Below are 23,697 nucleotides of genomic sequence, written 5' to 3' on the forward strand. Positions count from 1 at the left end.
CCAGTGGCATTTGGCTTTACTAACAGAAGATTCTATCTTTCAAAAAGAATCACACCTTCTGCTCCGCTGACTATGAAATGGCTCAAAGCTGCTCTGGCAACTGTTTTAACTCTGTTGATCATCTACGCGCTTAACCGCACCTTTGGCATAGTACCAGCTTTAGGACCTTTTCTAAGCCCTTATGAAGGGTTCTGGCGAAACGGAGAACAGGTAGGTGACTTTGAGTCTGAGGAGCTCACGTTGCACGGACTGCAGCAACCGGTGCAGGTGCGGTTAGATTCTCTCCGGATTCCGCACGTGTTCGCGCAGAACGACCACGACCTGTACTTTGCCCAAGGCTATCTCACCGCCAAAGACCGTCTCTGGCAGATGGAGTTTATGACGCACGCCGCAGCAGGACGTTTGTCTGAAGTAGTGGGTGATATGGCGCTGGAGATGGACCGCTACCAACGCCGCATGGGCATGTTAGAATCAGCAAAAGCTTCTTTGAAAAAACTGCAAGCCAACCCCAAAAGCCGATTGGCCATGGATGCCTACAGTGCTGGGGTAAATGCCTATATCAGCCAACTCTCGCCAGCAGATTATCAGGTAGAATACAAGCTGCTGCACTACAAGCCCGAGCCTTGGAGCCCACTCAAGATTTCATTGCTACTCAAAATGCTGGCCATGGATATGACGGGATATTCTGATGACCTTCGCATGACCAACGTGCTCCGGAAGTACGGCCCTGAAGTAATTAAAGACCTGTTCCCCGATTATCCCTTCCGTGAGGAGCCTATTATTCCGGAAGGTATCAAACCAGACTTCACACCTCTGCCTGTACCACCCACTCCCGCTGACTTTATGGCTCAGGCCTTGTCTCACGCACTGGAACGGCAGAAGCCCGAAAATTTAGGCAGTAACAACTGGGCAGTGGCCGGCACTAAGACGGCTAACGGATATCCTTTACTGGCGTCTGACCCGCACCTGGGCTTGAGCTTGCCTTCCATCTGGCACGCCATACAGCTGCACGCGCCTGGCGTGAACACCTTTGGCGTTACAATTCCGGGCGCACCTGGCGTAGGCATTGGCTTTAACGAACATATTGCTTGGGGCATGACCAACGTGGGCGCCGATGTGCTGGACTGGTACGAAATTACGTTCAAAGACAGCACTTTTCAGCAATACAGGCACAACGACCAATGGAAACCGGTGCGGCTGGTGGTAGAGGAAATAAAAGTGAAAGGAGGCGGCACTGTGGTCGACACAGTGCTGTACACGCACCACGGCCCTATTGCTTATCTGCCAAATGAAACTGCCTTCCGCAGCCGCAACACACCCGTTGGCCACGCCCTCCGCTGGACCGGCCACGACACCCAAAATGAGTTGCTGGCTTTATATGAGATAAACCGTTCGCAGAATTTCCCAGAGTTTAGAAAAGCTATCACGCATTGGGCCGCGCCCGCTTTCAACTTTGTGTACGCCGACAGTAGCAACATTGCCATTGTCTCCAACGGTCTGTTCCCGCTCAAATGGACTGGGCAGGGCAAATTTCTGCTGAACGGCGCCAACCCCACCCACGACTGGCAAGGCTGGGTTCCCATGGACCAGGTGCCAGCCGTGCTGAACCCCGACCGTGGCTTTGTAAGTTCTGCCAACCAGACGCCGGTGAGCCCGAAAGATTATCCTTATTACTTAGGCTCCAGCTTTGCCGGATATGAGCGCAGCGCCCGCATCAACCAGCGTCTCACCAGCATGACCCAAGCCACGCCAGACAGTTTCCGGCTGCTGCAAACCGACACCTATAGTTTTGTTCCCAAAAACGTTCTGCCCACGCTGCTGCAGCTCATAGATCAAGCCTCGCTTACAGCAGAACAGAAGAGAGTCTACCAAACCTTAGCCAGCTGGAATTATCATTATGATGCAAATAAAATAGCGCCTTCCGTTTTCGAGGAATGGTGGCAGAACTTCGCCCAAGCCGTCTGGTCAGATGAGTTCCCGGCAGACCAATTCAAAGCCCCTGCCCGCGACCGCCTGGTGCAAATGATTTTACAGGAGCCAACAGCCCGCTGGTTTGATGATGTGACCACGCCGATAAAAGAAACCATGGCAGACCTAGCCAACGCCACCTTCAGAGCCGTGGCTGATAGCGCAGCCTCTGGCGAAGAAAAAGAGTGGGAGTGGGGTCATGCTAAAAACTCCAACATACGGCACCTGGCACAGCTACCAGGTTTCGGACAGAAACTCTACAGCGGCGGCAGCGCCAACTCCATCAACGCCCTCAACGGCAGCCACGGCCCTGCTTGGCGAATGGTGGTACAGATGGGGCCAACGGTAAAAGCCTGGGGTGTGTACCCCGGCGGCCAAAGCGGAAACCCCGGCAGCCCGTTCTATGACAACCAGCTGGAAGACTGGCAAAAAGGCAACCTGCACCAGCTGCTGTTTCTAAGAAGCGCAGAGGATAGGCCAGAGCAGACGGGGGTGGTGTGGAAGTTGAAGGGAAAATAGTTTTTAGCATTACTTAATAATGAAGGCAGCATTCCGGATGATGATTTTATGCCTGTTTTTCTCCTGTTCACAACAGGAGAAAAACTCTGTTTCTCCCCAAGCTGTATCAATCAATGATGTAACTGAAGACAAAGCAGCAACAAAAAACACAGCCAAAGAAGTGGAGAAGCCAGCAACTCCTGTTTGTAATTATGACAATGATGTTTCGGACTTAGGATTGGGCCTTGTTCAAGCTCCAACCACCTTTGAGTTGTTCAATGATAGCCTCCTCACCAATTTGTTTTTACAATGGGACATGCACTCCAGTGACACGCCTCCCAAACCTTTATGCTCTAAATATTACATGCCAGAGTACGGCATTATGCACTTTATATGCCTTCAAAAGACAAGTACGTATTTTAAAGTGCTTGTAAACTTCAATGAAGTAAAATATTTCCCCGCTACTACTGAATATCAGTTCCAAACTTGGGAGAACTATATTCTCTCTTCTTATGGTATTAGGAGAACAACTAGTGAAGATGGGAGCATTGCTTATCATCAGTCTCTAAGAAGTTCTCCTTCTGAATCAGCAAAATCAATAGAAATTCCAGAGGGACTAGAGAACTTTTGCCCTAGAGAAATAAAAGGTGACTGGGTTAAAGTAACATATGATTGCTTTTACAATGTAGAGGAGCCAATGAACGAAGGAGAGCCATGTCACAATTACATTAACAAATGTAAAAACCCAACCTCAGGTTGGTTAAGGTGGCGCCAAAAGAACAAAATTTTGATAGATATATTTTTGATGCCCTAATCCTTTGCGTTTTCCGCCTCTTTTCCCAAAAACAGCTCTAAAACACCAACGTCTATGCTCTTTCTCCTCATACTGCTCCTCAGCCTGATTGCCCAGCTTTTCCTGCCTTGGTGGAGCTTGGCTGTTGTCTGCTTTTTGATAGCCGCCTGGAAAGCCCGGCACGGCGGGCACGCTTTTTTAGCGGGTTTCGGAGCAATTGCGCTTTTATGGTTGGGAGCGGCGTTGTTCTGGCACTTTGCCTCTGAAGGAATTCTGACCGAACGCGTGGCAGCCATGATGACAGCCAGTTCCACCATTTTACTGTTCGTGGCTACAGTGGCATTGGGTGGTTTGGTTGGCGGCCTAAGTGCTATGTCCGGCTTTTATGTTAGGCGGGCGCTGGGGTAGCGTTTTAGGCTTATTTTTTAAAAAACATGGCAAAAATGTAGTTAATAACTAGATCAAACCCGCTTTTATTCTACCATATATTGATAATTATCAGCGCCTTTAAGGACAAATCAAAATTATATCTGCAAAAGCAGATATTTTTATCTTGCGGTAAATCTGCCCCTAATCATGAAACTCCTGCTCGCTCTTATAGTTGTTTTCTTGCTGTCATTTTCGGTAAAAGCCCAAACAGACCAGCCGCCTTACCGGCTTTCCGCTGAGTTGCAAAGGCAAATAGAACAGGATACTGTTCCATGGAAAATGCAGAAAGCCGCCTGGGCTTATTCGTTCATGGGCGACTACCCAAAAGCGTTAGAGGCGTGGGCTACACAGTACGGTAACATGAATCGCAAAGTCACCGCCCAAGACAGCGCCACCTTCGCCGCCTACACCCCCAGAAACGCCACCGAGTATATTCTGCAACAGGCCCCTCAGGAGCAGATTCTCATCATCAATGAAGCGCACCACAACCCGTTGCACCGCACATTTACGCAATCTTTACTGGAAGATTTGCACAAGCAGGGCTACCGGTATTTAGGCTTAGAAGGACTTTACCAGCAAGACAGCCTAATTAACCAACGAAAATATCCGGTGCAGGAAAGTGGCTACTACGCCAAAGAACCGCAGTTCGGAAATTTGATCAGAGAAGCCATGCGTCTGGGCTTTACAGTGTTCGGCTACGATGCCGAGGGCAACGGCAAAGTGCGGGAAATTGGGCAGGCGCGCAACATCCAAAAAGTACTTCAGCGCGACCCGAAGGCCAAAATCATCCTCCACTGCGGGTTTGACCACATCAACGAAGGCCCTTCTCAGGCTTGGGAGAAAGCCATGGCTGGCCGTCTGAAGGAATTCACCGGCATTGATCCCTTCACAATTGACCAGGAAGCTTACACCGAAACCAGCGACAACCGTTTTGACCAGCCGTTCTTTCAGCTTTCGCGCTTAGATTACCCAGCGGTGTACGTGCATAAAGACACAGGCAAGCCCTTTGCCGGAAGCGGCCAGTACCGTACTGTAGATGCCGTAGTGGTGCACCCCAGAACCACCTACGTTTCCGGCCGACCCAATTGGCTTTGGTTTGGTGGGAAAAGAAAATCTTACCAAATTCCGCCAGCTAAAATAAAACTTGGTTTCCCTTGCCTGGTGATGGCCTACAAAGCCGGAGAGAATGAGTTAGCCGTACCTATGGATGTGGTAGAATTCAACAGCGCGCAAGACATAAAGCCGCTGGTGCTGCCCAAAGGCTCATACCGCGTAAAACTCAAAGACAGCACCGGCAAAGAACAAGAACTGCAAGTACGGGTGAAGTAGTTGTTTTCGTTATCCGTTACTCGTTGTTCGTTATTCGGTAATCCCGCTGAAGTCACCATCCTGTTTTCGGCCTCTTTTTCAGAAAACAAGCCAAAAACATTTCTCACATCCCCCCCAACTTGTAGCTAGCTCAAAAGACCTCGTAGCGTCCGGAGGACCTGCGACCTCTGCGCCAGCAACCACTGAAAATCCCACACCAGAATTTTTTTTCAAATTGCTGTAATGTTCTCTTACCGTCGCCGTCTCTGTTATTGAATGGACTTACAAGAGTTTAAAATCAAGGTACTCCCCAGCAAGCAAAAGCTGTACAGGCTGGCGCTTTTCATGCTCCAGAACAAGGAGGAGGCCGAGGATATTTTGCAGGACGTGTTCCTGAAACTCTGGACCATTAAGCACAAGCTGCACGCCTACGCCAGCATTGAGGCGCTGGCCATGAGCACTACCAAAAACCTATGCCTGGACAAACTCAGAAGCAAGCGCAACAAACACATGGTAGATGTGGTGGACCTGGAACTGGACTCTCACGAAACCAACCCCTACCAGCGCTATGAGCAGGCCGACCAGGTAAGCAAGGTGCAGGAACTACTGAAGGATTTGCCCGAGCAACAGCGGCTGGTACTGCACCTGCGCGACGTGGAGGGTTATTCTTACGAAGAAATTGAACAGGTAACGGGCATTCAGGTAAACGCGCTGCGGGTAACCTTGTCCAGAGCCAGAAAAAGTGTGCGCGACGGTCTTTTAAAGATGGAAAACTATGCCCTTTGAGCAGATAGAGACTTTACTGGAGAAATACTACAACGGCGATACGTCTTTAGAGGAAGAACGCCAGCTAAAAGATTATTTCAAACAAACCAAGCTGCTGCCAGACCACCTAAAGGTTCACGCCATCCAGTTTGAAGCTTATGACCAAGAGCAAAAGGTTGAGCTAGACAAGTTTCTGAATGACGACTGGCTGTTTGAGAAAATTGAAGGACCAGCCTTGGCGAGCCAAACAATATTGGCAAAGCCGAAGAGCAGAAACTTCTTTAGCCAATACAGCTGGCAAATAGCTGCGAGCATCAGCTTGTTGTTGGTAGCTTTCTGGGCGGGTAATTATTATAACAGCGCAACTGAAGTTGTGACTGCACCAACCCCTACCATAGCGGTTCAGGCGCCAACTCAAGAGCAAGAACCTGCTGCAGCAAACCAAATTCAGGCAGAACCTACAGAAACAGCCTCCGCGAGTACAGAAACTCAACTTCCACCGAGCGTTGAGCCAGAAGAACGCTTAACTCCTTCGCCACGGCGGCAAACAAGAACAGTACTAGCCGCCGCTACCACCGTGGCTGACGCCTCGGCCAGTGAGCGTTTGCAGATGGTGCGTCAGGAGTTGGAGACAGATGGCCTTACCCCTGAAGAGAACCAAAAAGTTATTCGGCAGCTGGTGAAAACCATGAACCAAGACAACAACGTGAACGTGCGACTAGCCGCCTGCGAAGCCTTGTACAAGTTCAGAGAGCACCCAGAGGCGCGCAAGGCTTTTATTCAGGCGCTGGGCACGCAGACAGACCCCATCATGCAAATCACGCTGATTGAAGTAGTGACCAGCCTGAAAGAGAAAACTGCGGTGCCGCAGCTGCAAAACCTTGTGGGCCGCGACGATTTATTACCCATTGTAAAATACAAAGCACAAGAGGGTCTGGGCACCCTCATATAATCTTCAAAACCTTTACAACATGAAAAAATTAGTAGTAATGGCGTGGGCCTGCCTCATGCTTACCGGAACCTCCTTTGCACAAGTAGCCGCTGGCGGCGGCGGGAGCACAAAAGAAAAAACCAACGCCAATGCTGTTAAAACTTATAAAATCAAATTAGGCAACGGCAAAGACAAAAAGGTGTTGTTCACCATGTTCAACAGCGGCGTAGATATTATTGGCTACAACGGTGACGAGGTCATTATTGAAACCAGTGACTACACCCCACCACCCAAACGCGCCGAAGGCCTGAAGCCGCTCTACAATCAAACAGAAGACAATACAGATTTAGGTCTATCCGTACAGAAGGAAGGCAACACCGTTACTATCACCAAAGCGTCTAGAACCGATGGAAATTATACAGTAAAAGTGCCAAGAAATGCTTCCATTGTGTACAAAGAAGCCAATTGGACCGGCGGCGACCTCTCCATCAAAGACTTGGACGGTGAAATTGAAGCCAAACTCAATAATGCTGAAGCTACCTTCACCAACGTCTCTGGCCCCGTGGTAGCCAACACCACCGCTGGCTCTATTAAAATTGTTTTTTCCTCACTAAGCCAAGGTAAACCCAGTAGCCTATCTGCCGTGGCCGGTGACATAGACATTACGCTCCCAAGCAATGCCAAAGCTGACTTCAAGCTCAAATCTTTGCAGGGTGAAATCTACACTGATTTTAACATGGAGGTGAAGCGGGAAACAAAAGAAGACCTGCCCCTGATTGGCGGCGGCGGCAACATAGACGGCAAAATAAACGGCGGCGGCGTAGAAATTGCCGTGCAGAGCGTTACCAGCGACATCTTCATCCGGAAAAAGAAATAATTCACCTCCCCTAAAAAACACCTACTTCTTATGAAAAATCTATTGATGGCGGCCCTGCTGCTGTGGGGCTCCCTGGCTGCGTATGCCCAAAAAAAAGTAGTAGAAAAGACTCTACCTGTTCCTGCTACTAACAAAGTAAAGTTGAATTTCAAGTTCGGAGACAACATCAAAGTCACTGCTTGGGACAAAAAAGAAGCTTACGTGAAGGTAACCTATGAGATTAACGGCGGAACGCTGAACGAGGCTCTTCAACTTACCTTCACTCCCGGAAAAGACCAACTGCAAGTGCTCGCTGACCTGAACGAGGACCTCCTGAAAAACAGCAACTTTACCGGAGACTGCCCCGAAGGCTACAGCATGACCTTCAGTACCTATGTCAAAGAAAAAATTGAGAAAGGCTCCTGTACTCGCATTGACTACGAGGTTTTCCTGCCCCGCAACACAGACTTAACATTAGAAACCATCAACGGCGACATAGAATTGCGCGGCTTCACCGGCCCCATCAACGCCAAGTCCATCAGCGGGTTTGTAGACATGGACTGGTTCCAACAGAAAGGAGCCACCGTGGCACTTAAAACCATTACCGGCGAAGTTTTCTCTGACGTCAACATTGAATTCACCGGCAAACGCGAAACCATGCCCATTGTAGGTTACCAGCTCAAAGGCAACGTCAACAAAGGCGGGCCAGCCATCAAACTAGAAACCATCAGCAACAACATCTATTTCCGGCAGAAGTAGTTGCGACTGCGGTTGAAAAGAGTAGCTGAGGCAGAAGACTTAAGTTTCAAAGCGCATAAAGCATATCCCTCTACCTCCCCGCTTATTCTAGCAGATTCCCCCTTTGAAGGGGGCAGGGGGATGTTACACAGGAGAACCCACACATTTCAGATGATTTATAATGTACGGACAGGTCGCGACCTGTCCAAAGACACTGGCCTGAAATGAAACTCTTGCTATGAAAAGAAAGGGCAAAAAATTCTTTGGCAGAGGCTGCACCCATGCATAAATGAGACTGCCAGGGCAACCGCCAAGGACAGGTCGCGACCTGTCCCTACGAGTGAATGCCATCATCTGCTTGTGTAAACATCCCCCTGCCCCTTCAAAGGGGGAGTATCTGGTAGAGTAGCAAAATCCTCCCCAGCGTTTTAGGCCCGCTTTCCAGAAAACAAGCCGGAAACAGGAAAGCACCTAGTCTCGAAGAATTCTGATAGACGTTAAGAACCAAGGCGGCAGCAGCCGTCATTTCACCACCAAATCCTACAATCTTATCCTTTATTACCATGAAAAAAAGAGCCCTCTTTTTGCTGGGTCTGCTATGCCTTTGCCTGAACGTTTCTGTTGAGGGCTGGGCCCAATCCGCCTCCCAACCCATAGCATTAGCCGAGGTGAAAGGCCCAGGCAAAATTTCCGGTGTCCTCACAGATTCATTAACTGGCAAACCAGTAGAATTTGCGACAGTGGCGCTGCTGCAAAACGGAAAGAATCTAGACGGTACCCTCACCGATAGCCGCGGCCACTTTACCTTTTCCCACCTCCGCACCGGCACTTATGAACTGAATTTCTCCTTCATCGGCTACAATGCCAAAAATTTAAAATCTATCATTATCACGGAAAAAGATCCGGAGGTAATAGTGGGCAATACCAAGCTGAGTCCGGCGGCCACTAAGCTGCAGGAGGTAACGGTGGTGGGCCAGAAGCCTCTGATTGAAGACAAAATTGACCGCCTGATCTATAATGCTGACCAAGATTTGACCAATACCGGTGGAAACGCCGCCGATGTGCTGCAGAAAGTGCCCTCGCTCACCGTTGACGCCGACGGAAACGTGCAGCTGCGGGGCTCCGGCAACGTGCGGGTGCTGCTGAATGGCAAACCGTCTCCTTTCTTGGCTAATAATCTGGCTGAAGCCCTGAAGCAAATCCCTTCGGACCAGATTAAAAGTGTAGAGGTCATCACCAGTCCATCGGCGAAATATGACGCAGAGGGCACCGCCGGCATCATCAACATCATCACTAAAAAGAGTTTTGTACCCGGCCTGAACGGGAACGTAGGCCTTACTCTTGGCAACAGGAACAGCAGCCTGAGCAGCAGCCTTTACGCCCGACGCGGCAAGTTCGGCACCAACTTGTCTTTGAGTGGCTTTCAGTATAACGTGCCCAAAGGCTTCGGCATGTACCGGAAGGAGTTTAGGGAAGGCGAAGACGTGGTGACCACCCAAACGGGCGGCGGCCGGGTGTACGGCGGCGGCGGAAACGTACAGCTGGGGCTTGAGTACGATCTGGATTCTGTGAACCTACTTTCTGCGGGCGTACAACTAAACACCGGCCGTTACAAAGGCGACGGAAGCCAGAAAACCATCACCTCAGAATCTGGACCTTACCAACAAATTGGCAATAACACCCACAATCAGTTTTCTCCCCTCAGCGCTGATATCAACTTTGGTTACACCCGCATAATCAAACCCAAGCAGGAACTAACGGTGCTGGGGCAGTTCAGCCAGTTTAAAATGGAAAGCTTTATTGACCAGAACCGGCACACGCTGGGTGACCAGCAACTGTACTACCTGCAGCACAATACCAACCAGAGCATGAACCGCGAAACCACGCTGCAAACCGATTACGTGCATCCGTTCACCGACAAATCAACGCTGGAAGTGGGTGTAAAAAGTATTTTCAGGCGGGCCTACAGCAATACGCAGTACCAGGTGCACTATCCGCTGGAAGACCGACAAGATTTGGAAGACAACAACTTTAACTATACCCAAGATGTGGCGGCGGGCTACCTCTCTTATAAAGTAACTTTGCTCAAGAACTACGCCGCCATTATCGGAGTTCGGTATGAACATACTCGCCTGAAAGGAGCGTTCACCAGTACGCAAACGAATCTGGATGAATCGTACCAGCACATTATCCCGAGCCTGGCCGTGTCACGCACGTTCAAGGAAAACCACACGCTCAAACTAAGTTACACGCAACGGCTGCAGCGCCCGCACATTTTCCTGCTCAACCCTTACCGCGACATACGCGACCCTAAAAGCGTGTTCTATGGCAACCCCAAACTAGCCCCTGAACTGTCGCACCTGTACGAAATTGGCTATAGCACTTTCTTCAAAACCAGCTCGGTTTCTACTGCTCTCTATGTTAGAAAAATCAACAACGCCATTCAGCAGGTGACGCCAGAAATTATTGATGGCATTTCGCAGAACACCTTTGCCAACGCCGGAAAACTGCTGAGCTACGGCCTCAACGTATCAGGGTCTACCAAGCCAGTGCCCGCCCTGAACCTGAACGGAAACCTGAACCTTTACTACAACCAAATTAACGGTTTGGGCATGCACAACAGCGGCTGGCAGTACAACCTCAGCTTCTCCACCGGCTATGATTTCGGGAAAGGTTTTAGCGGCCAGTTTTCCGGTGGTTTCAACTCGCCCCGGGTGCTGCTGCAGGGCCAGTCACTTTCCTGGAGCTACTACAACTTGGCTGTAAAGAAAGAGTTGTTTGACAAACGAGGCAGCGTGAGCTTGGGCGTGAACAATCCGTTCACCAAGAGCATTAACTACGGTCAACAAATCAGCACCGCCGTTTTTGAGCAAACCAACGACAACATCAACTTTAACCGCGGCATCCGCATCAGCTTCGACTTTAAGTTTGGGCAACAAAGTGGCAGCAAACCTCCTAGAAAGAAGAAGACCATTAAGAATGACGACATGAAGGAGGGGGCGTAAGTAGAGAGACTCAATACATTTACGCCAGAAGGTATTGAACAGCAATAAGATTTGGATTTTTGGTTTAATACTCAGCAGCGCACGGTTCTTTGGGCCGTGCTTCTGTTTTTAAGCCTTTTTTAGAAAACTAGCCCGCAAACAGAAATATTCTTGCCGTTTTCGGCCTCTTTTCCGCAAATTAGCCCCGAAACAAAAACTTTCCCCTCATGCGGCACGCGCTCACCAACGGCACCATTTACTCAGGCCATACCACGGCCCAAGGCTACGCGGTCTTGTTTGAAGAAGATAAAATCATTGATGTGATTCAGGCCGATGAAATTCCGGCAGACACCACCATTATTGACGTGCAGGGCGGCATTATCTGTCCGGGCTTCGTGGATTTGCAGGTGAACGGCGGCGGTGGCGTGTACTTCACCCAATACCCCACGCTGGAGAGCCTGAATACCATCCGAGATGCGCACCTGCAATTCGGTACCACCAGCTTTCTGCCTACAGTCATTTCGGCGTTTCAGGAGACTATTCTGGAAACCATTTCCGCGGTGCGCCAGGCCATGCAGCAACACCCCAGCACCTTTCTGGGCATGCATCTGGAAGGGCCATTCTTTAATCCAGAGAAACTAGGAGCACATGATCCTGCCTGCATCCGGAGCGCCACGCATGAGGAACTGGATGTGCTGTTAGAGGCGGGGAAAGATGTGATTACTTACCTTACCCTGGCCCCCGAATGCATAGAGGAAGACATTCTAAAACGCCTGGCCCAAACCGACATCGTGCTGTCAGCCGGACATAGCCTAGCCACCTATGACCAAGCCCTACACTTCTTTCAGAACGGTATTACCGCTGTTACGCACCTGTACAACGCCATGAGCGGCATAGACACCAAGGCACCCGGTCTGGCAGCTGCCACCCTAGACTACGGACATGCCTGGACGGGCATTATTGTAGACGGAGAGCACTGCCACCCGTACGCCGTGCGACTGGCCAAGAAAATGCTGGGCCAGAAACTGCTGCTCATCTCAGACTGCGCCGCCTGCGTAGGTTCTGATATTGAATTCTCTGCGTTTGGCAATTTCGTTTCATACTACCGCAACGGCCGCTGCGAAACCGAAGATGGCCGGTTGGCCGGTTCTGCCCTCACCATGCTGAAAGCCGTGCAAAATACCGTAAACATGGTGGGTCTACCCGTAGATGAGGCTATAAGAATGGCAACACTTTATCCGGCGCAGGTTCTGAAACTGGAACAGAAGGTAGGGCAGCTTATTCCTGGCGCAGCCGCCAATCTGGTGGTCATGAATCAGGAGCTGGAACTGCAACAGGTGTGGGTAGACGGGCAGCAGGTGACGTTGCATTAACCAGAGGCTGTTTTAGCCCTGTTTTCATAAAAACAGCCTTAAAACAGTTTTTCCCGTTTATGGTTTATATCTTTAAAATATAACCTGCGGCCCGAGCGGCACCCATACAAGAGAGCTAACACCCCAACTATGAAAATCATTACCATTACCATCAACCCAGCCTTAGATAAAAGTACCCGCCTTCCAAAGCTGGCTCCAGAGAAGAAACTCCGCTGTGAAACTCCCACTTATGAGCCGGGTGGCGGCGGCATCAATGTTTCCAGAGCCATTAAAAAGTTAGGCGGCGAATCAATTGCCTGGTACTTATCTGGCGGGGCGGCAGGCAAACGGATAGGGCAACTTCTTGAGGAGGAAGGGGTACAATACCGCGAATTCCAATGTGAGAACTGGACCCGTGAGAACCTGATGGTATATGAAAAATCTTCGGGCGAACAGTTTCGGTTTGGTATGCCCGGTCCGCATATCTCAGAACCAGAGTGGCGGCAAATTCTGCAGGCGCTGGAAGACCTCCAAGACATACCTGAATATGTAGTGGCCAGCGGCAGCAACGCCCCAGGCGTACCCGATGATTTCTATGGGCAAATTGCCCAAATAGCCGTCAAAAAAGGATTTAAATTAGTTGTAGACACCTCGGGCGAAGCACTTATGTCCTCGGCCGGCGAAGGCATATTCATGCTCAAGCCCAACCTGAACGAGCTGGCCGCCTTGGCAGGCAAAGATAAGATCTCGGCCAAAGAGCAGGAAGAGCTCGCCCAGCAGGTAATTGCAGAAGGCAAAAGTCAGGTACTGGTTGTTTCTCTTGGCCCTCGTGGCGCCATGCTCGCTACCAAAGACAACATTGAATACATTGTTCCGCCCACCGTAAAGCAAGATAGCGCCGTGGGTGCCGGAGATAGTATGGTAGGGGGAATGGTGCTTAAACTTACTGAAGGTTGGTCGCTTTCTGACGTAGTGCGCTACGGCGTAGCCACCGGTTCCGCCACCACCATGACTCCTGGCTCTGAGCTCTGCCGCAAACCAGACGTAGAAGAAATTTATGCCTGGATCAAACTGCACGGCTCTTTGTAAAAGTCACTGCTGCTTCCCTGGCGCTAAACATAAGATTATAATCTCGCTGCAACTCTTCACCATAAACAGGCACGCCAGATAAGTTATTTTCCATCCCTGTTTTAGGGCTGTTTTCATAAAAGCAGCCCTAAAACAGGGATTCTTTTTTGTACAGGTGGTGAAGCTTTCCTACTACCCATGAACCTCAACAACTGGGTTAAAAAATACCACTGTTTGGAGATTCTGCTAGGCTCGCGCCCATTCATTTTTTGCTTTCCAGCCCCATTATTAGTAAACTTAAGGTGGCAAAATAATTTGCTTCTTACCCAACCACTAAACAAACCAAACCATTGAAGAGACGTGACTTTATAGGATTGACCGCCATGGGCGTAGGAGGGCTGATGCTCGCCAACGTGCCTACGTTCGGTCATGAGATTGATCCGGCCCGCGCCTTGGAGCCGGTAAATACGGCCTTGCACAAACGCTTGGCTGATGTGGCACTTAACACCGCCAAAAGCAAAGGTGCCTCTTACGCCGATGTGCGCATTGGACGTTATCTGTCGCAGAACCTGTTCACCCGCGAGAAGCAGGTGCAGGGCATCAGTACAACTGAGAGCTACGGTGTGGGCGTGCGTGTAATTGCGAACGGCACCTGGGGCTTTGCCGCCACTTCTGATGTAAGCGACAAAGGCATCGCCAAGGCCGCCGAACAAGCCGTAGCCATTGCCAAAGCAAATTCCAAGTTGCAGAAAGAGCCGGTACAACTGGCCCCAGTGAAAGGCTACGGCGAAGAAAGCTGGAAAACACCCATCAAGCAGAATGCCTTTGCCGTACCGGTTTCTGAGAAAGCCGATTTGCTATTAGCAGCCAACGCTGCCGCCTTGGCCGCCGGTGCCAACTTTGTGAACTCGGCGCTGTTCCAGGTAAACGAGCAGAAATATTTTGCTTCAACCGAAGGCTCCTACATTGACCAGGACATTCACCGCATCTGGCCAAACTTTACAGTAACCGCCGTTGACAAAGCCTCTGGCAAGTTCAAAACCCGCGATGCCCTGAGCGCACCAATGGGAATGGGCTACGAATACCTTACCGTAAAAGCCCCTACCATGAAAGGCCCTGAAGGCACTGGCTTAGTGGGCTATGACAAGTATTTTAACATGGTAGCCGATGCCAGCTTAGCGGCCAAACAGGCCCGTGAGAAGCTCACGGCTAAATCAGTACTGGCAGGTAAATACGATCTGGTGCTGGACCCGAACCACCTGGGCCTCACCATTCACGAAAGTGTGGGTCACCCGCTCGAACTTGACCGTGTATTGGGCTACGAAGCCAACTACGCCGGCACTAGCTTCGCTACGCTGGATAAATGGCAGACCAAGAACTTCCCGTACGGCAGTAAGATCGTGAACATCTTCGCTGATAAAACCCAAGAGGGATCTTTAGGAGCAGTAGGTTTTGACGATGAAGGCGTAAAAACAAAGAAGTGGGATCTAATTAAAGACGGAATGCTGGTGAACTACCAAGCCACTCGCGACCAAGCCCACATCATTAACGAGAAAGAATCGCACGGCTGCTCATACGCCGATAACTGGAGCTCAGTGCAGTTCCAGCGGATGCCAAACGTGTCATTGGCGCCGGGCAAAGAGAAGCTGAACGTAGACCAAATGATCAGCGGCGTGGACAAAGGCATTTACATTGCCGGCCGCGGCTCCTACTCCATTGACCAGCAGCGCTACAACTTCCAGTTCGGGGGCCAGACGTTCTACGAGATCAAAGGCGGTAAAATTGTGGGGCCTCTGGAAGACGTGGCCTACCAAAGCAACACCCAAGAATTCTGGAACTCCTGCGCCGCCATCTGCGACGAAAGCGACTACCGCCTCTTCGGCTCGTTCTTCGACGGCAAAGGCCAACCCAGCCAAGTAAGCGCCGTTTCGCACGGTTCGGCGCATACGCGCTTTAACGGCGTCAATGTGATCAATACAGGTAGAAAAATCTAAGATTTTCTACCTGTATTGATCACATTGACGCCGTTAGTCCTGAGTTCTGAGTCTTGAGTCCTGAGTTTGAAAATAGTAAATCTGGTTTGTTATGGCGGAGAGTATCATTGCTTCTAAGTCTTACAGTTTTGCTCTGCGGATGATTATATTATATAAGCATCTGCAGAAAGAACAGCGGGAATTTTATGTGCTCACAAAGCAAGTATTGCGCAGTGGTACGTCTATAGGAGCAAATGTAGAGGAAGCCTTAGGTAGTCCCTCAAGTGCAGATTTTAGAAATAAACTGACTATTGCACTAAAGGAAGCCCGGGAAACAAGCTACTGGCTCAGACTTTTGAAAGACTCTGAAATGATCTCAGTTACTTCTTTTGAGAGTGTGCATGAAGAATGTCAGGAACTCATAAAAATCCTGAAGAGCATTATCCTCACTTCAAAAAAGAACGAAAAGAAAGGCCAAATACCACCCACTCAGGACTCAGAACTCTAGACTCAGAACTAAAAACTTGCAGTTTCAATCAACATCAGACGTATCCCAACAATGGCAATACTAAGTAAAGAACAAGCGCAGGCGCTGCTGAAAAAGGCGCTAAGCTATTCAAAAGCCGATGAGTGTGAGGTGAACCTCAGCGGTTATAAGGGCGGAAACATCCGCTACGCACGCAGCACCGTCTCTACCAGCGGTGAAGAAGAAAACATGTCGCTGGCCGTGGAGTCGCGGTTTGGCAAACGCAGCGGTGTGGCCACCATCAATGAATTTGATGATGCCTCGCTGGAGAAAGTAATCAGACGCTCAGAGGAAGTGGCGCGCATTGCCCCGGAAAGTCCGGAGTACGTGCCCATGCTGGGGCCGCAGAATTACCTGCCCAGCAACGCCTGGTTTAAAACTACGCATGACATCAACCCCGAATACCGGGCCGAGGCAGCCGCCAAAAGCATGCAGCTCGCTGACAGCAAGAAACTGACGGCCGCTGGTTTCTGGGAAGACCGCAGCGGGTTCAACGCCAAAATGAACTCCAAAGGCTTATTCGCCTACAACCAAAGTTCTGGGGTAGATTTCTCGGTGACTATGCGTACCGAAGACGGTACCGGCTCTGGCTACGTAACCCGCGATGTGAGCGATGTGACCCGATTAGACACTGGCACTGCCTCTGAAATTGCGGCGCAAAAAGCATTGGGTTCCAGAAACGCCAAAGCCATTGAGCCCGGCAAGTACACCGTCATTCTGGAACCTACCGCTGCAGTAGACTTACTGCAGAACATGTTCCGCAGCATGGATGCCCGTAATGCAGAGGAGGGCCGGAGCTTCCTGAGTAAACCAGGTGGCAAGACCAAGTTAGGCGAGAAAATGTTTGACGAGCGCATCATCATTACCTCTGACCCAACCAACCCAGAGATCCCAACCTCAACCTGGGCCGGAGATGGCCGTCCGCACGAGAAAGTAACCTGGATTGACAAAGGCGTGATCAAAAATATGCCGTACTCCCGCTTCTGGGCTGAGAAAAAAGGAGTGAAAGGATTACCCTCGCCAGGGGGCTTCATCATGGCGGGCGGCAACCAGAGCCTTGATGACCTCATCAAAGGCACCAAAAAAGGCATACTGGTCACTCGCTTGTGGTACATCAGAGCCGTGGATCCGCAAACCCTGCTCTACACCGGCCTCACCCGCGACGGAACCTTCTACATTGAGAACGGCAAGATTAAGCACCCCGTGAAGAACTTCCGCTTTAACGAGAGCCCAGTCATTATGCTCAATAACTTGGAAGCCTTGGGCAAACCACAGCGCGTAAACGGCAATCTGGTGCCGCCTATGAAGATAAGAGACTTTACCTTTACCAGCCTGTCTGACGCTGTATAAGCCTCACCCCAACCCCTCTCCATTATTGGAGAGGGGCTTTATTGTTTTAGGTCTTTTTTTGGAAAATGAGGCCGAAAACAAAGGTAAATTGCCTTTTATTACTCCCTTTCTATCATCCTGAAAGACCTTGAGGAAGAACTGAGAAAGCGTTTACTTAAGCTTCTTTACAGCTTGCCCACAAGATCTTTCCAAGATGACAAATAAGTAATGTAGGAGCTTTTTTTCATGCCCGCACCGTTTACCTTCGTACGCTTGCAATACCGCTCCGGCAACTGGGACACCGACCAGCGCATGCCTTCTAACCTGCTGCATTCGCTGGTAGAGTACACCACCGTGCCCGTGGTAGAGCAGGAGAAAGTGGTAAGCTTAGAAAGCCCTGAGTTATTTAGATACCCATTCTGTTACCTCAGTGGCCACAAACTGGTGCAGTTCAATGCCAAGGAGAAAGCCAACTTTGAGCGGTATGTGCAGAACGGTGGCTTCGTGTTTGTAGACGACTGCAATCATGACATTGACGGCCTCTTCGCGCGGTCGTTTGAAGAGCAGATGCGGGTGTGCTTCGGCCCGAAAGCTCTGAAGAAACTCCCCAATAACCACCAATTGTACCGCTCCTTTTTTAAGTTTGAAGAGGGCCCGCCTACTACGTCGTTTGAATTGAATGGCTGGGGCGATGATCTGGTGCACGACTACCTCAAAGCCTATGAGGTAAACGGCCGCATTGCCGTGCTCTACAGCAACAAAGACTACGGCTGCGAGTGGGACTATGATTTCCGGAACAAGCGCTGGCTCGCCGAGGACAACACGAAGTTTGGGGTGAACATACTAATGTACGCGCTTACGAGTTAACATATAAGATACTTAATATTCTATTTAATGAAAGGCATCTATATCTATGAAATCACTCAAAATCATACTCATTCTCATAGCTCTTGCAGCAGTAATTGCCCCGTCTTACGGACAGCAGCAAAACAGCAAAGTTGAAAATGTAGCCGCTTTTGCCAAACTGTACGGCTACGTGCGGTACTTCCACCCAAGCGATGAAGCGGCAGCGGTAGATTGGGATCGGTTTGCCATTTACGGTACCCAAAAAGTAGAAAGCAGCCGTACCCCACAAGAACTGCAAGCCACCCTCACATCCTTATTTCAACCTATTGCCCCCACTGTAAAAGTCCTTCTTGAGGCAGAGGAAAATAACTTCAGTAAGCAGCAACTTATTCCAGCCAATTCTAAAAAATTCAAAACTGTGGCCTGGCAACACCAAGGGCTTGGTTTTGGAGATAAAAGAAGCCCCTATAGAAGTACCCGCACGAACCGACCTGTTATCTACAAAGAGGCATCGGCGGGGTTTGGCTCTGTTGTGAAGCAGTTTGATGCAACTGGTTATCAAGGCAAAGACTTTATTCTAAAAGGCAGAATCAAACTAGATGGCCAAGCTAGCGGGTCAGGGCATCTGTGGGCCCGGATAGACAAAGCCGACAAAACCATGGGCTTCTTTGACAACATGGGAGACCGACCTGTTACTTCAGGCACGTGGGCCTATTATGAGATCAAAGGAAAAATAGACGCTGGGGCCGAAAAAATTAATGTCGGCGCGATGCTCATTGGCTTTGGCCAGATGTCTTTAGATGATTTTAGCCTGCAGATTAATGACAACGGCACCTGGAAAGAAATATTCGTAGAGCAATTCACCCAAGATAAAAATGGCAAAGCTCCTGCCTCTTTTGCAGCCGGCATTAGTAAAAACTCCTCGTCCGGAAAGTCGAATTACTCTTACACCGTCCATCAGGAAAAAGATAACAAGTGGCTGCACATTAAAAGTCAGACAGCTTCTTCAGGCAAAGAGCACAAGCCCCAGCTCTTGTTTCCTACGCACCCCCAGATTGGCGAATACGTCCAAAAGTCTATTGGCGGAGGCTTGAAAGTAGTCGTTCCCTTGGCTTTGTATGGAACAGAAGAACAAACATATCCGGCTGCTGACCAGACTGCTTTCACAGCACTTCAAAACAAGCTAAAAGCTATACCGTTTTCAGATTTAAACGGGAGCAACCTGTACACCAGACTCGGTGACGTTACTATTGCCTGGAATATCTTCCAGCACTTTTACCCTTATTTTGATATAGCCAAAACCAACTGGCAGCAAGAACTACATGATGCCTTAACGAAAGCCTATTCAGACAAAACTGCCGTAGACTTTCAACAGACTTTGCAACTATTAACGGCTAAGCTACAAGACGGACACGTAGGAGTAGGTCAACCAGCTAATAAAGCAAATTACCAACCTCCGTTTCTGTGGGAGTGGGTGGAGAACAAATTGGTCATTACCGGCGTCCTGGCTCCGTCACTGCCCTTTGCCAAAGGCGACATAGTAACCCAGATAAACGGAGAAAGTCCAGAGGATTATTTCGCTGAGGTGCATCGGTACATATCGGCGGCCACACCCGGTTGGAGGAACTATAGAGCCCAAAGCGCTTCCCTCTTAGGAGAAAAAGATTCTGAGTTCTCTTTAACGGTGCTGAAAGCTGACAATTCTTCTGTTCAGGCCAACGTGAAGCGAACCCTTTCCAGATCTCAAGCTTTCAGCGCTTTACCCAAGCCAGACACCATCAAGACCATTGCCGATGGCATCATGTACATAAACCTTGATGCCGCCCCGATGGCAGCTATAGACAAAGCAATGCCGCAGCTACAGAAAAGCAAAATCATTATTTGCGATCTCAGAGGTTACCCTAAAGGCAATCATGAACTGATCTCCTATTTACTCACCAGCCGCGACACCTCCAGCCAATGGATGCAGGTACCCCAGTACATTTATCCGGATCAGGAAAATTTAGTAGGTTACAAGAAGCATAGCTGGCTCATCAAACCCAAAACTCCGCATTTAACCGCTAAGATAATTTTCTTAACCGACGGCAGCGCCATAAGTTACGCAGAAAGCTACATGGGCATGATTGATCACTACAATCTGGCCACCGTTATAGGCCAACCTACCGCGGGCACCAACGGAAATGTTAATCCCTTTTCCCTCCCTGGCGGTTACTCCATCTCCTGGACGGGCATGAAAGTGCTCAAACATGACGGTTCGCAGCACCATGGCGTAGGCATCATTCCGGATGTACTGGTAGAGAAAACTATAAAAGGCGTACGCGAGGGTCGTGACGAGTTTCTGGAGAAGGCACTGGAAATAGCCCAGACGTTTTAATAACACCGTTAATTTATAATGACTGAAAAAGAGGTAACTCACCTGTTAAATAAACTCCCTGCCCTTCGGCAGGAAATCCATAAAGTTATTGTTGGCCAGCAGGAAGTACTGGACGAAGTATTGATTACTCTCCTGGCAGGCGGCCACGGACTGCTGGAAGGCGTACCTGGTTTGGCGAAGACGCTTTTGGTGCGCACCTTGGCTAGTGCCGTAGAATTGCCCTTCCGCCGCATTCAGTTCACCCCAGACCTCATGCCCACCGACATTCTCGGCACCGAAGTGCTGGAGGAAGACCACACCACCGGTAAGCGCTTTTTCCAGTTCAATGAGGGGCCCATCTTCGCCAGTATTGTGCTAGCAGATGAGATCAACCGGACTCCGCCCAAAACCCAGGCAGCAATGCTGGAGGCCATGCAGGAGTTTGAGGTAACGTACGCCGGGAAAACGTACCCATTGCCGCGCCCGTTTTTCCTTCTAGCCACCCAAAACCCAATTGAGCAGAGCGGCACCTATCCTCTGCCTGAGGCGCAGTTAGATCGTTTCCTGCTCTACATCAAAATAAAGTATCCAACTGAGCTGGAGGAAATTTCAGTATTAAAAAATACTACCGGCAACCGAGGTGAAGCAGTACGACCTGTACTTTCAGGAGCAGATGTTCTTGCCTTGCAGAACCTGGTGCGTGAGGTAACAATTTCAGATGACTTAGTAGCCTACTCCGCTAAACTGATTAGAGTCACCCGTCCTGAAGAGAGCAGCATTCCGTTCGTACAGGCCTTTGTGCGTTGGGGAGCAGGCCCAAGAGCCGGGCAGGCACTCATTCTCACCGCCAAAGCCCGCGCCCTGCTGCAAGGCCGCTTCGCCGTGACCTTTCCAGATTTACAGGCAATGGCTTATCCTGTGTTGCGCCACCGTGTGTTATTGAATTTCACTGCCGAGGCTGATAATATCAGTACAGATAAAGTGGTGGAAGAGCTTCTGAAGGGAGTGGAGTTGCCGCGGGAGGTACTGCGGTAGAGTTAATGGTTTGTAGATGCGTAAAAAGAACTAGAAACAGCTTATTTACTTTATGCCATCGAATCAACACTACAACAAAAAACTGAAGCCCTTCGCAAAGGCCAACAGAGCAGATTCTACCAAGGCAGAAGTCAGGTTGTGGTGTGAGTTGCTGAGCAAAAGGCAAATGGGAGTACCTTTCCTCCGGCAGCGCCCGATTGGCAATTACATCGCAGACTTTTTATGTAAAGAGCTAAAGCTGATTATAGAAGTAGATGGATATTCTCACCAGTTCAAAACAGAAGAAGACGCTAAAAGAGACAAAGCTTTGGCGGAATTAGGCTATACAACGCTTAGATTCACAGACGAGGAAGCAATGAATGATTTACCCAATGTGCAGCGAACGATAGAAGCTTTCATTGAAGAACGGAAGAATACCCATTCATAAACAGGAGCTTCTTCGTCAAAATCTGGAGCTCATCTTACCTCAGCGATTTTTTGAAGGTATTTCGTCCCCCTTTGAAGGGGGTAGGGGGATGATGAGGACATTTGAAGAAGTAGTAGCTATAACTAAACGATGTTTAAATGATTTCCTCGGAAATGCTATGTCCAGCATGAGTAACTCAGCACGAGTAATCATCCCCCTACCCCCTTCAAAGGGGGACGAAAAAGCTCCTGACAAAATAATAACAGACTATCTATTTAACAACAAACTACCTCATGCCCCACCGACTGCTTAACCCACAGACATTCGCCGCCATTAAAGACCTGCGCCTGGTGGCCAAGGCCGTGGTAGATGGTTTTTTGCTGGGGCAGAACCAGAGCATCAGGCCGGGAGCAGGCATTGAGTTCAGCCAGTACCGCAGCTACCAACCCGGCGATGATCTCCGGCAGTTGGACTGGAAAATGTTTGCGCGCTCAGACCGATACTACATTAGAGAATCTGAGGTGGACAGCAGCGTAGCCGTAAGATTTGTGTTAGATGCCAGCGGCTCTATGGCGCACCAAGACGAGACCCTGACAAAATTAGACTACGCTCGTTTTTTAGTGGCGGCATTGGCTTATCTGGCCGTGCAGCAGGGAGATACTGTGGGGCTGTTTGTGCTTCAGGAAGAGCAATTGGTACAGCTGTCGCCGCAAAATTCCACCCAGCACCTTCAGCAATTTTTCCACCTATTAGACAAGATAAAAGCTGGAGGTCAATTTCCAGCATCCGATCGTTTATCGCCTGTTTTTCAGAAAAGACGGCAAAAGGAGATAACCGTGCTGGTGACCGATATGTACGAGCAATCTTCTGAGATATCAGATACGCTGCGCAAGCTTGGGGCGAGGGAGAAAGACACGCTGCTGTTTCATCTCATGGGCAAAAACGAGCTGGATTTCACCTACCAAGGGCAGCTTTCGTTTCAGGATTTAGAGACAGGTCAAACGGTACAGGTGCTAGCAGATGAACAACGTAAAAGTTATCTGGCCTCGCTACAGTTGTGGCTTAAAGGTATTGAGACCGAGACACGCAAAAAGCAAATCCATTATGAGCGATTTCACCTGCATGAACCGCTTGATAAAGCCCTGCGGGCGTTTCTGCTGAATAGAGCAAGACAATAAGTGCAAGTTCTGTGTCTTGAGCTGGAACGGGCAAAAAAATTTAGGCTAATTCCCCGCCTCGGTGGGGCAGGGGTGGGTAACCTTGTACCGGGGTAGATATCTGTGGCGCGGAAGTTACTTCCGTGACTTACCAAGGAGTTATGCGTAGAGTTAGCGGCAGCGCTCTACGTATGGTCGGAAAGCCAATCTCCTGATTGGCATTAGTGCATCCCCAGTTACCCTCAGGAGCGGCTGTTGGCACAGACACTCGCAGGTCTTTTGAGCGGGCGGCTGACTTTTATCATGCCATGGTTAGTTGAGCTAGCTCCGTTTTTGGCTTAATTTCTCAAAAACAGGCCAAAAACAAGACACGTTATCTAAT

General features: G+C 49.7%; 20 protein-coding genes. All 20 read left to right on the forward strand.

Annotation, left to right across the window (positions count from 1 at the left end; all coding sequences use genetic code 11):
• Nucleotides 1-72 precede the first annotated feature (72 nt).
• The 20 genes from A8O23_RS09440 (at nt 73) to A8O23_RS09540 (ending at nt 23,336) form a co-directional block, all read left to right on the forward strand.
• Nucleotides 73-2,487: a penicillin acylase family protein gene (locus A8O23_RS09440; RefSeq protein ID WP_066620449.1), complete on the forward strand. Its 2,415-nt coding sequence runs from the start codon at nt 73-75 to the stop codon at nt 2,485-2,487.
• Between the two features lie 19 nt (nt 2,488-2,506).
• Entirely contained in the window at nt 2,507-3,280 is a 774-nt protein-coding gene (locus A8O23_RS09445; protein ID WP_153042141.1) for a hypothetical protein, read from the forward strand.
• 54 nt (nt 3,281-3,334) lie between these two features.
• Nucleotides 3,335-3,667 carry a hypothetical protein gene (locus A8O23_RS09450; protein ID WP_066620097.1) on the forward strand — a complete coding sequence of 111 codons (333 nt, stop codon included), beginning with the start codon at nt 3,335-3,337 and terminating at the stop codon, nt 3,665-3,667.
• A gap of 168 nt (nt 3,668-3,835) precedes the next feature.
• Nucleotides 3,836-5,017 carry a hypothetical protein gene (locus tag A8O23_RS09455; RefSeq protein ID WP_066620099.1) on the forward strand — a complete coding sequence of 394 codons (1,182 nt, stop codon included), beginning with the start codon at nt 3,836-3,838 and terminating at the stop codon, nt 5,015-5,017.
• Nucleotides 5,018-5,272: 255 nt separating this feature from the next.
• Complete coding sequence (locus A8O23_RS09460) at nt 5,273-5,782, forward strand: RNA polymerase sigma factor (RefSeq protein WP_066620102.1); 510 nt, start codon at nt 5,273-5,275, stop codon at nt 5,780-5,782.
• On the forward strand, nt 5,772-6,713 hold the full coding sequence (locus A8O23_RS09465) for a HEAT repeat domain-containing protein (RefSeq protein WP_066620105.1): 942 nt from the start codon (nt 5,772-5,774) through the stop codon (nt 6,711-6,713). The genes A8O23_RS09460 and A8O23_RS09465 overlap by 11 nt, the downstream gene beginning before the upstream one ends.
• A gap of 19 nt (nt 6,714-6,732) precedes the next feature.
• The gene (locus tag A8O23_RS09470; RefSeq protein WP_074988352.1) at nt 6,733-7,569 is read left to right on the forward strand and encodes a DUF4097 family beta strand repeat-containing protein; all 837 of its coding nucleotides are present in this window, start codon (nt 6,733-6,735) and stop codon (nt 7,567-7,569) included.
• Nucleotides 7,570-7,599: 30 nt separating this feature from the next.
• Nucleotides 7,600-8,307 (forward strand): hypothetical protein, encoded by a 708-nt coding sequence (locus A8O23_RS09475; RefSeq protein WP_066620107.1) that lies wholly within the window; start codon nt 7,600-7,602, stop codon nt 8,305-8,307.
• Nucleotides 8,308-8,849: 542 nt separating this feature from the next.
• Complete coding sequence (locus A8O23_RS09485) at nt 8,850-11,291, forward strand: outer membrane beta-barrel family protein (RefSeq protein WP_066620111.1); 2,442 nt, start codon at nt 8,850-8,852, stop codon at nt 11,289-11,291.
• Nucleotides 11,292-11,497: 206 nt separating this feature from the next.
• The gene (gene nagA / locus A8O23_RS09490; RefSeq protein WP_066620112.1) at nt 11,498-12,643 is read left to right on the forward strand and encodes an N-acetylglucosamine-6-phosphate deacetylase; all 1,146 of its coding nucleotides are present in this window, start codon (nt 11,498-11,500) and stop codon (nt 12,641-12,643) included.
• Nucleotides 12,644-12,772: 129 nt separating this feature from the next.
• Nucleotides 12,773-13,711 carry a 1-phosphofructokinase family hexose kinase gene (locus A8O23_RS09495; protein ID WP_066620113.1) on the forward strand — a complete coding sequence of 313 codons (939 nt, stop codon included), beginning with the start codon at nt 12,773-12,775 and terminating at the stop codon, nt 13,709-13,711.
• Nucleotides 13,712-14,040: 329 nt separating this feature from the next.
• On the forward strand, nt 14,041-15,684 hold the full coding sequence (locus tag A8O23_RS09500; RefSeq protein WP_066620114.1) for a TldD/PmbA family protein: 1,644 nt from the start codon (nt 14,041-14,043) through the stop codon (nt 15,682-15,684).
• 91 nt (nt 15,685-15,775) lie between these two features.
• Nucleotides 15,776-16,171: a four helix bundle protein gene (locus A8O23_RS09505; RefSeq protein WP_066620116.1), complete on the forward strand. Its 396-nt coding sequence runs from the start codon at nt 15,776-15,778 to the stop codon at nt 16,169-16,171.
• Nucleotides 16,172-16,222: 51 nt separating this feature from the next.
• Nucleotides 16,223-17,539 carry a TldD/PmbA family protein gene (locus tag A8O23_RS09510; RefSeq protein WP_066620118.1) on the forward strand — a complete coding sequence of 439 codons (1,317 nt, stop codon included), beginning with the start codon at nt 16,223-16,225 and terminating at the stop codon, nt 17,537-17,539.
• Nucleotides 17,540-17,764: 225 nt separating this feature from the next.
• Complete coding sequence (locus tag A8O23_RS09515) at nt 17,765-18,385, forward strand: DUF4159 domain-containing protein (RefSeq protein WP_066620120.1); 621 nt, start codon at nt 17,765-17,767, stop codon at nt 18,383-18,385.
• A gap of 46 nt (nt 18,386-18,431) precedes the next feature.
• Complete coding sequence (locus A8O23_RS09520; RefSeq protein WP_066620121.1) at nt 18,432-20,738, forward strand: S41 family peptidase; 2,307 nt, start codon at nt 18,432-18,434, stop codon at nt 20,736-20,738.
• A gap of 18 nt (nt 20,739-20,756) precedes the next feature.
• A complete protein-coding gene (locus tag A8O23_RS09525; RefSeq protein WP_066620128.1) occupies nt 20,757-21,752 on the forward strand; it encodes an AAA family ATPase in 996 nt (331 codons plus the stop codon).
• A gap of 52 nt (nt 21,753-21,804) precedes the next feature.
• The gene (locus A8O23_RS09530; protein ID WP_066620131.1) at nt 21,805-22,179 is read left to right on the forward strand and encodes an endonuclease domain-containing protein; all 375 of its coding nucleotides are present in this window, start codon (nt 21,805-21,807) and stop codon (nt 22,177-22,179) included.
• On the forward strand, nt 22,151-22,471 hold the full coding sequence (locus A8O23_RS09535; RefSeq protein WP_066620134.1) for a hypothetical protein: 321 nt from the start codon (nt 22,151-22,153) through the stop codon (nt 22,469-22,471). Before A8O23_RS09530 ends, A8O23_RS09535 begins: the two co-directional genes overlap by 29 nt.
• The gene (locus A8O23_RS09540; RefSeq protein WP_066620135.1) at nt 22,452-23,336 is read left to right on the forward strand and encodes a DUF58 domain-containing protein; all 885 of its coding nucleotides are present in this window, start codon (nt 22,452-22,454) and stop codon (nt 23,334-23,336) included. The genes A8O23_RS09535 and A8O23_RS09540 overlap by 20 nt, the downstream gene beginning before the upstream one ends.
• Nucleotides 23,337-23,697 lie beyond the last annotated feature (361 nt).

This window comes from Rufibacter roseus (assembly GCF_001647285.1).
GTDB classification, from domain to species: Bacteria; Bacteroidota; Bacteroidia; order Cytophagales; family Hymenobacteraceae; genus Nibribacter; species Nibribacter roseus.